Below are 12,674 nucleotides of genomic sequence, written 5' to 3' on the forward strand. Positions count from 1 at the left end.
GGGGGAGGCGTTTGGTCTTCTTGGGATTGCCTGCGGCGTCAGGCCGCCAGGTCCCGCAGCACATATTGCAGAATGCCGCCGTTCTTGAAGTAGTCGAGCTCGTCCAGCGTATCGATCCGGCACAGGATCGGCACGTCCTTCTGCGAACCGTCGGCATAGGTCACCTTGGCGGTCACCTTCTGGCGCGGCTTGATCGTCTCCAGTCCCTCGATGGTGACGGTCTCGTCGCCCTTCAGGCCGAGCGAGGCCCAGGAGACGCCGTCCTCGAGCACGAAGGGAATCACGCCCATCCCGACCAGGTTCGAGCGGTGAATGCGCTCGAAGGACTGGGCGATCACCGCGCGCACGCCAAGCAGGTTGGTGCCCTTGGCCGCCCAGTCGCGGGACGAGCCGTTGCCGTATTCGACGCCGGCAAAGATCACCAGCGGCACGCCTTCCTGCTTGTAGCGCATCGCGGCGTCGTAGATCGACATCTCCTCCTTGGAGGGATAGTGGATCGTGTAGCCGCCCTCGCGGCCGTTTTCGCCCAGCATGAAGTTGCGGATGCGGATATTGGCGAAGGTGCCGCGCATCATCACCTCGTGATTGCCGCGCCGGGTGCCGTACTGGTTGAAGTCCATCACCTCGACGCCGTTATCCATCAGATATTTGCCGGCCGGCGACTGGGCCTTGATGGAGCCGGCGGGCGAGATGTGGTCGGTGGTGATCTTGTCGCCGAACAGGCCGAGCACGCGCGCACCCTTGATGTCGCTGATATCGCCGATCGTCTTCGACATGCCGGCGAAATAAGGCGGGTTCTGCACATAGGTCGAGTTCTCGTCCCAGGCATAGGTTTCGGACTGCGGCGCCTCGACGGCGCGCCAATTGTCGTCGCCGGTAAAGACCTCCGCATATTTCTGCTCGAACAGGTCGCGCGTGACGTGCTTCTGGATGAAGCTCTGGATCTCCTGGTTGGACGGCCAGATATCCTTCAGGAACACGTCCTTGCCGTCCTTGTCCTGGCCGATCGGCTCCTTGGTCAGGTCGATGGTCACGGACCCGGCGAGCGCGTAGGCGACCACCAGCGGCGGCGAGGCCAGATAGTTGGCCTGGACGTCGGGCGAAATCCGGCCCTCGAAATTGCGGTTGCCGGACAGCACGCCGGCCGCGATCAGCCCCTTGTCGTTGATGGTCTTGGAGACCGGGCCGGGCAGCGGGCCCGAATTGCCGATACAGGTGGTGCAGCCGAAGCCGACCAGATTGAAACCGATCTGGTCGAGCTCGGTCTGCAGGCCGGATTTTTCCAGATATTCGGCCACCACCTGGCTGCCGGGCGCCAGCGACGTCTTCACCCACGGCTTCTGCTTGAGACCGAGCCGGTTGGCGTTGCGCGCCAGGAGGCCGGCACCGATCAGCACCGACGGGTTCGACGTGTTGGTGCACGACGTGATCGCCGCAATCGCCACGTCGCCGTGGCCGAGATCGTAGTCCTGGCCCTCGACCTGCCAGCGCTTGTCCTTTTCGGAAGCGTCCTTCTTGTACTCCGAAACCAGCGCTTCCTCGAAGCCTGCGGCGATGCCCTCGAGGGGAATGCGGCCCTCCGGACGCTTCGGTCCGGCCATCGACGGCACGACCGCGCCGAGGTCGAGTTCCAGCGTATCGGTGAAGACCGGATCCGCGCTGCCGGTCTCGCGGAACATGCCCTGCGCCTTGCTGTAGGCTTCGACCAGCGCGATGCGTTCCTTGGTGCGGCCGGATACGTTGAGATAGTTCAGCGTTTCCGAATCGACCGGGAAGAAGCCGCAGGTCGCGCCGTATTCGGGGCCCATATTGCCGATCGTCGCCGCGTCGGCGAGGGTGAGATCGTCGAGGCCGTCGCCGAAGAATTCGACGAACTTGCCAACCACGCCCTTCTTGCGCAGCATCTGCACGACGGTCAGCACCAGGTCGGTGGCCGTCACGCCTTCCTTCAGCTTGCCGGTCAGCTTGAAGCCGACGACTTCCGGCAGCAGCATGGAGATCGGCTGGCCGAGCATGGCCGCCTCGGCCTCGATGCCGCCCACGCCCCAGCCGAGCACGCCCAGACCGTTGATCATCGTGGTGTGCGAATCCGTGCCCACGCAGGTGTCGGGATAGGCCACCGTCTCGCCGTTCTCGTCCTTGGTCCACACGGTCTGGCCGAGATATTCGAGATTGACCTGATGGCAGATGCCGGTGCCGGGCGGCACGACGCGGAAGTTCTCGAACGCCTGCTGACCCCATTTCAAAAAGCGATAGCGCTCGCCGTTGCGCTTGTATTCCAGCTCGACATTGCGCGCGAACGCGTTCGGGTTGCCGAACTCGTCGACGATCACCGAATGGTCGATGACGAGATCGACCGGCACCAGCGGATTGATCTTCTGCGGGTCGCCGCCGAGCGCCTTGATGCCGTCGCGCATGGCGGCAAGGTCGACCACCGCCGGCACGCCGGTAAAATCCTGCATCAGAACGCGCGCCGGGCGATAGGCGATCTCGTGACCGGCCCCGCCCTTGTCGTCGAGCCAGGACTTCACGGCTTCGATATCCGCCTTGGTGACGGAACGGCCGTCTTCGTTGCGCAACAGGTTTTCCAAAAGCACCTTCATCGAGAAGGGCAGACGCGAAATACCGTCAAGTCCGTTTTTCTCGGCCTCGGTCAGGCTGAAATAGACATAGTCCTTGTCGCCGACCTTGAGCGTGCGGCGGCAATTGAAACTGTCGAGAGATTTAGACACGTGCGATCCCATCCTGGTCTGTTCGGCCAAAGCGGGAACGGACTCCTGTGGCATGCTGCGCAAAGGTGCGGGTACGGCCATTTCCGCTGTCCGCTCCCAGGCGTCACGTCCGTTCAAGGCGGCGGACGCCGGTTCGGCGCAAATTGGTTACCGTGTCGACCGCTGGCACGGTTGCCGATCTCTTAGAGAATTTCTAAACAGGTTTCCAGTCTGGGGGCGGGGAATTTTGCCGCACCGCACATCCGGCCGGGCACCGGGGGAAATGGCAGGGAAAAATGCGTCTGGTCGCCGAAGACCTTGCCGGAGAACGCGGTGGCGAAACCGTTTTTTCCGGCATCGGATTCACGCTCGAGGTCGGCGAGGCACTGGTCGTCACCGGGCCGAACGGCATCGGCAAGTCGACCCTGCTGCGCACCGTGGCCGGCCTGCTGCCGCTGGCGGCGGGCCGGCTGGCGCTGGAGGGCGGCGGCGACAAATGGTCGGATATCGCCTCGGCATGTCATTATCTCGGCCACCAGAACGCGATGAAGACGGCGTTGACGGTCACCGAGAACCTTGCCTTCTGGCGCGACTTCCTCGGCGAGGCGCATCTGCCGCTCGCCGACGCACTCGACATGGTCGGCCTTGCCGATATCGGCCATCTGCCGTTCGGTTATCTGTCGACCGGCCAGCGCCGGCGCATCGCCATCGCCCGCCTGCTGGTCGCCTACCGCCCGGTCTGGCTGCTCGACGAGCCGACGGCCGGTCTCGACCGTGCCTCGGAGGCCCAGTTCGCCGAATTGATGGCCGCCCATTGCGAGGATGGCGGCATGATCGTCGCCGCGACCCACCTGCCGCTCGCGTTGGAAAAGGCGCAGCAACTGCGGATGGGGGGCGCGTAACCCGGATGCGGCACCTCGTTTGGCCGGCGCGAGGGGAAGGCGCGTCATGCTAGCCCTTTATCTCCGCGATCTCAGGCTCGGCATCCGCGCCGGCGGCGGCGCGCTGGTCGGCATTTTGTTCTTCCTCGCCGTCGTCGCCGTCATTCCTTTCGGCGTCGGCCCGGATTTGAACCTGCTCGCCCGCATCGGCCCGGCGATCCTGTGGATCGGCGCGCTTTTGGCCGGCCTGCTCGGCCTCGACCGGCTTTTCCAGGCCGACCGCGACGACGGCGCGCTCGACCTGATGGTGCTCAACCGCGACCGGCAAATGCTGGCCCTGGTCGTGTTCGTCAAATGCCTGGCCCACTGGACGGCGAGCATCCTGCCGCTGGTCGTGGCCGCGCCTTTGCTCGGCCTGTTCATGAACATGTCCACGACCGGCATCGGCGCGACCACGCTGACGCTTCTCTTCGGCACGCCGGCGATCGCCTTCATCGGCGCCACCGGCGCCGCCGTCGCCATCAGCCTGCCGCGCGGCGGGCTGCTGGTTTCCGTGCTGGTGCTGCCGCTGATGATCCCCGTCCTGATCTTCGGCGTCTCGGCCAGCTACGCCGCCGTCGCCGATCCCGACCCGTTTTTGCCGCCTTTCCTGCTCATGATGGCACTAACGCTGTTTTTCGCGGTGATCGGCCCCGTTGCGGCCGCCACCGCCTTGCGATGGGCGACGGATTGACGCGCCATGCCGGGCGAAACCGACCTTCAAACGCTGCTCGCCACGATGGCGCCAAGGCTGCATGACGCGCTTCTCGCCTTCGTAACGATCGCGCCGGGAAAACCGGAGCCGGCCAGCCTCAAGCCGGTTCTGCGTTTCGATGAAGCCGAGGGCGTCACGCTGATCCTGCCCCGCAACCAGGCGCTCGAATGCGGCCTCGAGCCGGTTTTTGCCTGCAAAATGATTACGCTGGAGATCCATTCCGCGCTCGAGGCGGTCGGCTTTTTAGGTGCTCTGCTGCCGCCTCTGGCCGCCGCCGGCATCGGCGTGAACACGGTTTCGGCCTATTTTCACGATCATCTCTTCGTGCCCGCCGACCGCGCCGACGAGGCGATGGCGATCTTGCACGCGATCGCCGCGAAGGCGCGCGGCGGCCCGGATTGATGGCAGATCGGCCCGGCGCGATCACGCCGCCTTGATCGCCGTCGATTGCAGAGGCCGCCGAGTGGAGGTATTGACAAGACCATGAGCCAAACCGCGATCTCTCCCGCGCGCTGGATGGATCTGGCCAATCCGACGCGTTTTCTCGCCTTTGCCGGCGCCGTCATCCCGTGGCTGGCCGGCCTGGCGGCGCTCACGATCGCGCTCGGGCTTTATCTCGGGTTCACCGCGCCGGAAGACTACCAGCAGGGCAGCACGGTCAGGATCATGTACATCCATGTGCCCTTCGCCTGGCTGGCCATGATGTGCTACTCGGTGATGGCCATTTCCGCGCTCGGCACGCTTGTGTGGCGCCATCCGCTCGCCGATGTCGCCTTGAAGGCGGCCGCGCCGATCGGCGCCGTCTTCACAGCCTTGGCGCTTTTGACCGGCTCGATCTGGGGCAAGCCGATGTGGGGCACCTGGTGGGTCTGGGACGCGCGGCTGACCTCGGTCTTCGTGCTGTTTTTGATGTATCTCGGCCTGATCGCGCTTACCCGCGCGCTCGACGATCCGACCCGCTCGGCGCGCGCCGCCGCGATCGTCACGCTTGTCGGCGCCATCAACATCCCGATCATCAAATTCTCCGTCGACTGGTGGAACACGCTGCACCAGCCGGCCTCCGTCTTCCGGCTCGACGGGCCGACCATCCATGCCAGCCTGCTGTGGCCGCTCCTGGTATCCGCCGCCGGCTTCACCCTGCTGTTCTTCACCCTGCATCTGATGGCCATGCGCGTCGAGGTCTGGCGCCGTCGTGTCGTTGCCATGCGCCGCGTCAGCGCCCGCCGCGCCGACCGCGCGCAAGGGGGCAAAGCATGACCCACGCGCTCTACGTCGCCGCCGCCTACGGGCTGTCCGCGCTTGCGATCGGCGGTCTTGTCGTCTGGACGCTGTTCGACCAGCGCGCCCGCAAGGCCGAATTGGCCGCGCTGGAGGCACAAGGCGTGCGCCGCCGGTCCGACGCCAAGATCAAGGACACGGCCTCATGAGCACCGGTTCCGTCACGCCGCCACGCAGCAATCGGCGCTGGATGGTGTTCGTGCCCTTGGCGCTGTTCGCCGCGCTGGCCGGGCTTTTTCTGCTCCAGCTTCTGTCGGGCCGCGACGGCGCGACCATCCCTTCCGCACTGATCGGCGCGCCGGCGCCCGAGACCGACCTGCCGCCGATCGAGGGAACCGACATGCCCGGCCTGTCGAGCGCGGATTTCCCCGGCCGCGTGACGGTGGTCAATGTGTGGGCGTCCTGGTGCGCGCCCTGCCGCCAGGAACATCCGCTGCTGATGCAACTCTCCCGCGACGACCGGATCACCGTCGCCGGGCTGAATTATAAGGACGAGGCGGAGAACGCGCGCCGCTTCCTCGGCGAGCTTGGCAACCCCTATGCCGCCGTGGGCGCCGACAGCACCGGCCGCACGGCGATCAACTGGGGCGTCTACGGCGTTCCCGAGACCTTCGTGGTCGGACTGGACGGCACCATCCGCTTCAAACATGTCGGCCCGCTCAGCCCGCAAAGCCTGACCGGCGATCTCATCCCCGCGATCGAGAAGGCACTCGCCGCGCAATAGCCGCGCTGCGTCGCAACACCGCCGCAAACGGCTGATCCGCAGGCGCCATCGCCATCAAAAAAGGCGGCCCGAGGCCGCCTTTCCGATCAGGAGCGATGCTCCGTTCTATTCGCCGCTCTTTTCGGCAGCTTCGGCGGCGGCCTTCTCGGCGGCCAGCGCCTCGGCGGCGGCGACCTTTTCAGCCTCGATCCGCGCCTTTTCGGCCAGCATGGCCTGGCGATCGTTTTCGTTCAGCTTGCGCGCGCGCACGCTGGTGTTTTCCGTGATGCGGGCCGACTTGCCGCGACGCTCGCGCAGATAATAGAGCTTGGCGCGGCGCACCTTGCCGCGGCGTACGATCTCCACACCCTCGACCATCGGCGAATAGACCGGGAAGACACGCTCCACGCCTTCGCCGTAGGAGATTTTGCGGACGGTGAAATTCTCCTGCAGCCCCGATCCCGAACGCGCGATGCACACGCCTTCATAGGCCTGCACGCGGGTGCGGGTGCCCTCGGTGACGCGCACCTGGACGCGCACTGTGTCGCCGGGCTCGAATTGCGGCAGTGTACGCTTTTCTTCGATCTTCGCGGCCTGCTCGGCCTCGAGCTGACGGATGATGTCCATCGTCTCAAACCTCTTCCTTGTTCTCGACAGCCAGAGCGCCCGGCGCTTGCCCCGCAGTCCTGTGACCGGGCGGCAATGCTTTCGCGCCGATCGGCGCGGCAGCAGGGGCGAATTCACCGTTCTTGTTGACGGGTCCGGAAGATCGTTCCTCCGGTCGGCGGGCACATACACGCTTCCCGCCGGTTTGTCACCTGCCGAAGCGCGTTTTCTCGCCGGATCGGCGCGGCAACGCGGTTCGCCCGTCGCCAGGTCGGTACACACTCTTGCCTCGCGAGGCATCACCGCCTAACACCGCCACACCGTACTCCAACCTTCCCGGACCGCATCTTGGACATTTTCTCCGCCCTTCTGCTCTTCCTGGCCGGCTTCCTGTCGGGTGCGATCAACGCCGTCGCCGGCGGCGGCACCTTCCTGACCTTCGGCGCGCTGACGCTTGCCGGGGTCGCCCCGATCTCGGCCAACGCCACCTCCTCGATCGCCCAGTTTCCGGGCTACGTCACCTCCACGCTCGCCTATTGGAGCGATATCCGCCGAATGTGGCGCGGCGCGTTGGTCTTCTGCGCCGTTTCGGCCGTCGGCGGCCTGGCCGGCGCGCTGATCCTGTTGTCGCTGGACAACCCCTCCTTCCGTGCCCTCGTGCCGTGGCTGCTGATCGCCGCCACCGCGCTGTTCGCCGCCGGACCGTGGCTGAAGCCGAAACCGCGCGGCGACGGCGCTGAGGCGCGCGCCGGCTCGCCGAAAGGCTGGCTGGTCCAGTTCGTCACCGCGATCTATGGCGGGTTCTTCGGCGCCGGCATGGGCATCATGATGCTTGCCACGCTCGGCCTGACCGAAAATGGCGACTACCACCGCCTCAACGCGCTGAAGAACATGCTGTCGATCATCATCGCCATCGTGGCGATCGCGGTTTTCGTCTCCGGCGGCGTGGTCTCCTGGCTCGAGGTCGCCTTCATGGTGCCCGGCGTGGCGCTGGGCGGCTATGGCGGCGTCTGGGCGGCCAGGCGCGTGCCGCTATGGAGCGTGCGCGCCTTCGTGATCGCGGTCGGTCTGTTCCTGGCCGGCTATTATTTCGTCACCGGCTGAGGCCCCGCCAGCAGATCCGGCCGGCGTTCGCGCGTCAGCCTTTCGGCCTCGCCGCGGCGCCAGGCGGCGATCTTGGCGTGATTGCCCGAAGTCAGCACCTGCGGAATCGGCCGCCCTTCGAAGACTTGCGGCCGGGTGTAGTGCGGATGTTCGAGCAGCCCGTTCTCGAAACTTTCCTCCGTGCCCGAGGCCGCGTTGCCCATCACGCCGGGCAACAGCCGCACCACGGCGTCGAGCAGCACCAGCGCCGCCGGCTCGCCGCCCGACAAGATGTAGTCGCCGATCGACACCTCCTCCAGGCCGCGCGCCTCGATCACGCGCTGGTCGACGCCCTCGAAGCGCCCGCACAGGATCATCGCGCCGGGACCGGCCGCCAGCGCGCGCACCCGCCGCTGGGTGAGCGGTCGGCCGCGCGGGCTCATCAACAGTTTCGGACGTGCGTCGGGCGACGGCGCGACGGCATCGATCGCCTTGGCCAGTATGTCGGGCCGCATCACCATGCCGGCGCCGCCGCCGGCCGGCGTGTCGTCGATCGTGCGGTGGCGGTCGCTGGCGAAATCGCGGATCTGCACCGCCTCCAGCGCCCAGTCGCCGCGCTCGAGCGCCTTGCCCGCCAGCGACAGGCCGAGCGCGCCGGGAAACATTTCCGGATAGAGCGTGAGAACCGTGGCGCGGAACATCAGCGATTGCCTCCCGACGCTTTCGGCCCGCGCGGCCGTCCGGTCCCGCCGTCGGGCGCGTCCCCGCCCGCGTCGACGTCGTCGAGCCCGGCCGCGACCCGGTCGAGCACCACGGCCCGCCCGCCAAGATCGACCGACGGCACCGCCGCCTTGGTGAACGGCACCAGCACGCTGCCGCCGCCGGGCGCGGTGATGTCGAGAATGTCGCCGCCGCCATAGTTGAGCACCGCCTTGACGATGCCGACCGTCGCGCCCTCGCGATCGACCGCGGCAAGGCCCACGAGGTCGGCGTGGTAGAATTCCTCCTCCTCCAGATCGTCGGGCAGCGCCGCGCGATCCACGAACAAGGCCGTGCCGTTGAGCGCCTCGGCCGCGGTCCGGTCCGAGACCCCCTTGAAGCGCGCCACCAGCATCGCATTGTGCGGGCGTAGATCGAGTATCTCGAAACGCCGGCCGGCCTCGTCGTAAAGCGGGCCGTAATCGGCGAGCGCCATCGGATCGCCGGTGAAGGTCTTGACCCGCACCGCGCCCTTGATGCCCTGCGCCGCCCCGATCACGGCCAATTGCACGGGTGTGTCGGGTTTTGCCATCGCGCCTGTTCCAGAACCGTTGGAGGAGGCCGCGCCGGCGGCCCGGCCACTTCCCTATCGGCTAGCGCCCGGCAATTCAATTCGCATCGCCTTCACCTGGCGCTAACCCGCACAGGCGACACTCGGCCCCCATGATCAACCCCGCTTCGCTCGCATGACCGGCTATCTCGTCATCGCCCGGCCCGATCTCGTCGCCGCCCGCACGGAATGGCTGGACACGCTTGGACATGAAAGGCGGCTGGCGCCGCTGACGCTGGAGGCCTATGAGCGCGACACGCGCCAGTTCCTGCAGTTTTTGACCGGCCATTGCGGCGGCGCGCCGGGCCTTGCCGATATCGCCGATCTGCGCCCGGCCGATCTGCGCGCCTTTCTGGCCTGGCGGCGCCGCGAGGGCGCGGGCTCCCGCTCCCTCGGCCGCGGCCTGGCCGGCATTCGCTCGCTGCTCAGGCATCTGGAACGGCGCGGCCTGGTCAGCGCCGCCGGCGCCGGCGCACTCAGGGCGCCGAAACAGCCGCGCTCGCTGCCCCGACCGCTGAGGGCCGACGAGGCCCGCCGGCTGACGGCGGCCGACGGCCAGCTTGCCGAAGAACCCTGGATCGCGGCGCGCGACGCCGCGGTGATGGCGCTTCTTTACGGCTGCGGCCTGCGCATCTCCGAAGCCCTCGGCCTGATGGGCGGCGAGTTCGGTGCGCGGCCGCCGACCAGCCTGCGCATCACCGGCAAGGGCGGCAAGCAGCGGCTCGTACCGGTCTTGCCGGTGGTCGCCGAGGCGGTGGCCGCCTATCGTCGGCTCTGCCCCTACGCGCTCGACGACGATCGGCCGCTATTTCGCGGCGCGCGCGGCGGTCCGCTGGCCGCCGCGATCGTGCAGCGCGCCATGCGCCGGCTGCGCGGCGCGCTCGACCTGCCCGATGACGCGACCCCGCACGCGCTGCGTCATTCCTTCGCCACCCATCTGCTCGGCCGCGGCGGCGATCTGCGGACCATTCAGGAACTGCTCGGCCACGCCAGCCTGTCGACCACCCAGATCTATACCGGCGTCGACACCGAACGCCTGCTCGAGGTCTACGGCAAGGCCCATCCGCGCGCCTGAACGGGGCGCAAACTCCGCATATTTGTGGCTCCGCCTTAACGGTTTCGCCGCTTTTTGCCGCTAGGCTTCGGCCATGACCCGTTCAATCGCCACCACCGAGCGCATCGCAGGACTGTCGCTGAAGCTGATCGCGGCCGCCAACCTCCTGTTCTTGCTGTCCTTCCTGCTTGTGACCGCGCTGGCCATGACTCGGGCCCAGGCGCAGGAGAGCCCCTGCACCGGGCAAAACCTTCTCGAAGACCTGGCCAGGGAAGATCCCGCCGCGCTCGAAAGGCTGGAGGCGGAGGCGCGACGAACGCCGAACGGCCGGGGCCTGCTGTGGAAAATCGAAAAGGAGGGCGCCGTGCCCTCCTTTCTCTTCGGCACCATGCACCTGACCGATCCGCGCGTGATCGACCTGACCTCCGCCGCCGACGCCGCCTTCGAAAGCGCGTCCACCATCGTCATCGAGACCACCGAGGTGGTCGACCAGGCCGCGGCGATGACGGCGATGATGGAGCGTCCGGATCTGATGATGTTCACGGACGACAAGACGATCTTTTCCTTCATGAGCGATGAGGAGGAAAAGGCGGTCCGTGCGGCGCTGGAAAGGCGCGGCATCCCGCCGGTGAGCATTCAGAAGATGAAACCCTGGATGCTCGCCTCCGCAATCGCCCTGCCGGCCTGCGAGATGGCCCGCAAGGCGACCGGCGCGCCGTTTCTCGACATCAAGCTCGCCGAGCGCGCCAAGGAGGCGGGCAAGACGCTCGGCGGCCTCGAAACCCTGGTCGGCCAGCTCGACGCGATGGCGTCGCTGCCGATGGAATTCCACGTCCAGGGCCTGATCGAAACCCTCAAGCTCGGTCCGCGCATGGACGATATTTTCGAGACCATGATCGAGCTCTACGAGCAGGAGCGTATCGACATGATCTGGCCGCTGTTCAAGGCGGTGCTCCCGGCGGGCGACGACGGCGACGAAACCGGCTATGCCGCCTTCGAGGAAGCGATGATCACCACCCGCAACCGCACCATGGCCGACAACGCTGTCGCCTATCTCGACGAGGGCAGCGCCTTCATTGCCGTCGGCGCGCTCCACCTGCCGGGAGAAAAGGGGCTGGTGGCGCTGCTGCGCGCGCGCGGCTACCGCATGACGCAAATACCCTGAGAGGCCCGGCGCCGACGCCGTTCAAGGCGCGCCGGACAAGACGGCGCACTGCAAGGATCGATCACGAAAAGCGTGATTTGGCGCGGTGGCCGCATCTTGGTACCGTATCCTCGTCCGATTTGACGATCAGGGAGACTTTGCATGAAAACCGCTCTCCTCCTCGCTGCCGTGCTGGGTTTTTCGACCGCCGTCGCGCAAGCCTGCCCGGCGCACAACGATCACAAATCGGCCAGCGCCGGAAAGATGACGGTTGCCAGCATCGAGGCCGAGAAGGCGCCGATGACGACGATCGATGAGGGCGCCAAGACCGCCGCGATCGAAAAACCGACGGAAAAAGCCGCCACGGTCGACCTGGCCGAATAAACCCGCCAAAAGATCGGCCGACGTTGTACCGACGCCCGCCGGCGGAATCGCGCGCGACCATGCGACGGCATTCCGTAACGTTCCTGTCTGTGGCCTTGCCGCTCGTCACGGGAAAGCGGCGTCCACGGCGAAAGAGTGCTCATTTCGACAAGTCTGTGAACCGCGCCTTTCACGATCTGTGATCGCGCGCGCCTCTTCGTGATGAAACCGCTCGGATCGGGATTCGTTGACCCGCAGAGCAATGCACGAAGGAGGTGTGTCATGAACGCTCCAGGCAGACGCCCCGAAGATCATTCCCTCGATCCGTACGGTCCCGGCGGCATCGACCGCGATATTGCCGATCCGTCTCGGCCTTACGACCCGCGCCTGCAGCGCGAGATCAACCCCGGCCCACGCGGTCTGATGGCGGCAACCATCGCCGTCGTCGTGGTTCTTCTGGCCATCGTGGCCTACAGCCTTGTCGGAGGCGGCACCGAACGGCAGACCGCCGACACGATCGGCAGCACGCCGGCGGCCGAGCGCGTCGATGACACGACGACCAGCGCGGTCGGCACCGAGGCCGAGCAGCCGCGCGAGGAGATACCGCCGATCGAACCGCGGGACGGCGCGCCGGTCGAGACCGCACCGGCCGACTGATCTTTTCTCCGATACCCTGCCGGTCGGCCTGTTTGCCGGCAAACCCCGCCGTCGCCTCGGCGGGGTTTCTTTTGTGTTGCGATGGGCCGCATTCGGGCCGCCGTCAAGGCGGCGTACGGCGGCCAGGGTGC

Annotated in this window: 15 protein-coding genes; 11 read left to right on the forward strand and 4 right to left on the reverse strand. The window is 66.8% G+C overall.

The annotated features are described in order from the left end of the window. Positions 1–38 precede the first annotated feature (38 nt). Positions 39–2,732: an aconitate hydratase AcnA gene (acnA, locus tag EP380_RS08650; protein WP_106570520.1), complete on the reverse strand. Its 2,694-nt coding sequence runs from the start codon at positions 2,730–2,732 to the stop codon at positions 39–41. Between the two features lie 275 nt (positions 2,733–3,007). Here acnA and ccmA point away from each other — a divergent pair, with 275 nt between their 5' ends. From ccmA to EP380_RS08680, 6 genes are all read left to right on the forward strand, one after another. Beyond that, positions 3,008–3,613 carry a heme ABC exporter ATP-binding protein CcmA gene (ccmA, locus tag EP380_RS08655; RefSeq protein WP_127598019.1) on the forward strand — a complete coding sequence of 202 codons (606 nt, stop codon included), beginning with the start codon at positions 3,008–3,010 and terminating at the stop codon, positions 3,611–3,613. A gap of 46 nt (positions 3,614–3,659) precedes the next feature. Beyond that, positions 3,660–4,325, forward strand: a complete 666-nt coding sequence (gene ccmB, locus EP380_RS08660; RefSeq protein WP_127598021.1) for a heme exporter protein CcmB — start codon at positions 3,660–3,662, stop codon at positions 4,323–4,325. A 6-nt stretch (positions 4,326–4,331) separates the two neighbouring features. After that, complete coding sequence (locus tag EP380_RS08665) at positions 4,332–4,748, forward strand: ACT domain-containing protein (RefSeq protein ID WP_127598023.1); 417 nt, start codon at positions 4,332–4,334, stop codon at positions 4,746–4,748. An 81-nt stretch (positions 4,749–4,829) separates the two neighbouring features. Beyond that, complete coding sequence (locus EP380_RS08670) at positions 4,830–5,603, forward strand: heme ABC transporter permease (protein WP_106570277.1); 774 nt, start codon at positions 4,830–4,832, stop codon at positions 5,601–5,603. Further along, positions 5,600–5,773: a heme exporter protein CcmD gene (gene ccmD, locus EP380_RS08675; protein WP_106570278.1), complete on the forward strand. Its 174-nt coding sequence runs from the start codon at positions 5,600–5,602 to the stop codon at positions 5,771–5,773. The genes EP380_RS08670 and ccmD overlap by 4 nt, the downstream gene beginning before the upstream one ends. Beyond that, positions 5,770–6,348, forward strand: a complete 579-nt coding sequence (locus tag EP380_RS08680) for a DsbE family thiol:disulfide interchange protein (protein WP_127598025.1) — start codon at positions 5,770–5,772, stop codon at positions 6,346–6,348. The genes ccmD and EP380_RS08680 overlap by 4 nt, the downstream gene beginning before the upstream one ends. 105 nt (positions 6,349–6,453) lie before the next feature. Here the strand turns inward: EP380_RS08680 and rplS are convergent, their stop codons facing one another. Then, positions 6,454–6,954 (reverse strand): 50S ribosomal protein L19, encoded by a 501-nt coding sequence (rplS, locus tag EP380_RS08685; RefSeq protein WP_106570280.1) that lies wholly within the window; start codon positions 6,952–6,954, stop codon positions 6,454–6,456. A gap of 327 nt (positions 6,955–7,281) precedes the next feature. Between rplS and EP380_RS08690 the strand changes: the two genes are divergently transcribed. Further along, positions 7,282–8,037 carry a sulfite exporter TauE/SafE family protein gene (locus EP380_RS08690; protein WP_106570281.1) on the forward strand — a complete coding sequence of 252 codons (756 nt, stop codon included), beginning with the start codon at positions 7,282–7,284 and terminating at the stop codon, positions 8,035–8,037. On the opposite strand, the gene trmD is transcribed toward EP380_RS08690, so the two are convergent. Both trmD and rimM read right to left on the reverse strand, forming a co-directional pair. Next, positions 8,019–8,720: a tRNA (guanosine(37)-N1)-methyltransferase TrmD gene (trmD, locus tag EP380_RS08695; protein ID WP_106570282.1), complete on the reverse strand. Its 702-nt coding sequence runs from the start codon at positions 8,718–8,720 to the stop codon at positions 8,019–8,021. The genes EP380_RS08690 and trmD overlap by 19 nt on opposite strands. After that, complete coding sequence (gene rimM, locus EP380_RS08700; RefSeq protein WP_127598027.1) at positions 8,717–9,307, reverse strand: ribosome maturation factor RimM; 591 nt, start codon at positions 9,305–9,307, stop codon at positions 8,717–8,719. Before rimM ends, trmD begins: the two co-directional genes overlap by 4 nt. Positions 9,308–9,461: 154 nt before the next feature. Between rimM and EP380_RS08705 the strand changes: the two genes are divergently transcribed. The 4 genes from EP380_RS08705 (at position 9,462) to EP380_RS08720 (ending at position 12,543) form a co-directional block, all read left to right on the forward strand. Continuing rightward, complete coding sequence (locus tag EP380_RS08705; protein ID WP_106570284.1) at positions 9,462–10,400, forward strand: tyrosine recombinase XerC; 939 nt, start codon at positions 9,462–9,464, stop codon at positions 10,398–10,400. Between the two features lie 73 nt (positions 10,401–10,473). Next, on the forward strand, positions 10,474–11,544 hold the full coding sequence (locus EP380_RS08710) for a TraB/GumN family protein (protein ID WP_127598029.1): 1,071 nt from the start codon (positions 10,474–10,476) through the stop codon (positions 11,542–11,544). 141 nt (positions 11,545–11,685) lie between these two features. Then, positions 11,686–11,907, forward strand: coding sequence for a hypothetical protein (locus EP380_RS08715; RefSeq protein ID WP_127598031.1), 222 nt, complete (start codon positions 11,686–11,688; stop codon positions 11,905–11,907). A 261-nt stretch (positions 11,908–12,168) separates the two neighbouring features. Continuing rightward, positions 12,169–12,543, forward strand: coding sequence for a hypothetical protein (locus EP380_RS08720; RefSeq protein ID WP_106570287.1), 375 nt, complete (start codon positions 12,169–12,171; stop codon positions 12,541–12,543). Positions 12,544–12,674: the final 131 nt, after the last annotated feature.

The sequence above is a fragment of the Nitratireductor alexandrii genome (genome assembly GCF_004000215.1).
Classification (GTDB): Bacteria; Pseudomonadota; Alphaproteobacteria; order Rhizobiales; family Rhizobiaceae; genus Mangrovimarina; species Mangrovimarina alexandrii.

Bases quoted from the DNA above. Each gene is read 5' to 3' on its own strand.
- ccmD (WP_106570278.1), top strand. From the start codon at position 5,600: ATGACCCACGCGCTCTACGTCGCCGCCGCCTACGGGCTGTCCGCGCTT.
- EP380_RS08705 (WP_106570284.1), top strand. From the start codon at position 9,462: ATGACCGGCTATCTCGTCATCGCCCGGCCCGATCTCGTCGCCGCCCGC.
- EP380_RS08665 (WP_127598023.1), top strand. From the start codon at position 4,332: ATGCCGGGCGAAACCGACCTTCAAACGCTGCTCGCCACGATGGCGCCA.
- rplS (WP_106570280.1), bottom strand. From the start codon at position 6,954: ATGGACATCATCCGTCAGCTCGAGGCCGAGCAGGCCGCGAAGATCGAA.
- EP380_RS08680 (WP_127598025.1), top strand. From the start codon at position 5,770: ATGAGCACCGGTTCCGTCACGCCGCCACGCAGCAATCGGCGCTGGATG.
- EP380_RS08720 (WP_106570287.1), top strand. From the start codon at position 12,169: ATGAACGCTCCAGGCAGACGCCCCGAAGATCATTCCCTCGATCCGTAC.
- ccmB (WP_127598021.1), top strand. From the start codon at position 3,660: ATGCTAGCCCTTTATCTCCGCGATCTCAGGCTCGGCATCCGCGCCGGC.
- EP380_RS08710 (WP_127598029.1), top strand. From the start codon at position 10,474: ATGACCCGTTCAATCGCCACCACCGAGCGCATCGCAGGACTGTCGCTG.
- EP380_RS08715 (WP_127598031.1), top strand. From the start codon at position 11,686: ATGAAAACCGCTCTCCTCCTCGCTGCCGTGCTGGGTTTTTCGACCGCC.
- EP380_RS08670 (WP_106570277.1), top strand. From the start codon at position 4,830: ATGAGCCAAACCGCGATCTCTCCCGCGCGCTGGATGGATCTGGCCAAT.
- rimM (WP_127598027.1), bottom strand. From the start codon at position 9,307: ATGGCAAAACCCGACACACCCGTGCAATTGGCCGTGATCGGGGCGGCG.
- ccmA (WP_127598019.1), top strand. From the start codon at position 3,008: ATGCGTCTGGTCGCCGAAGACCTTGCCGGAGAACGCGGTGGCGAAACC.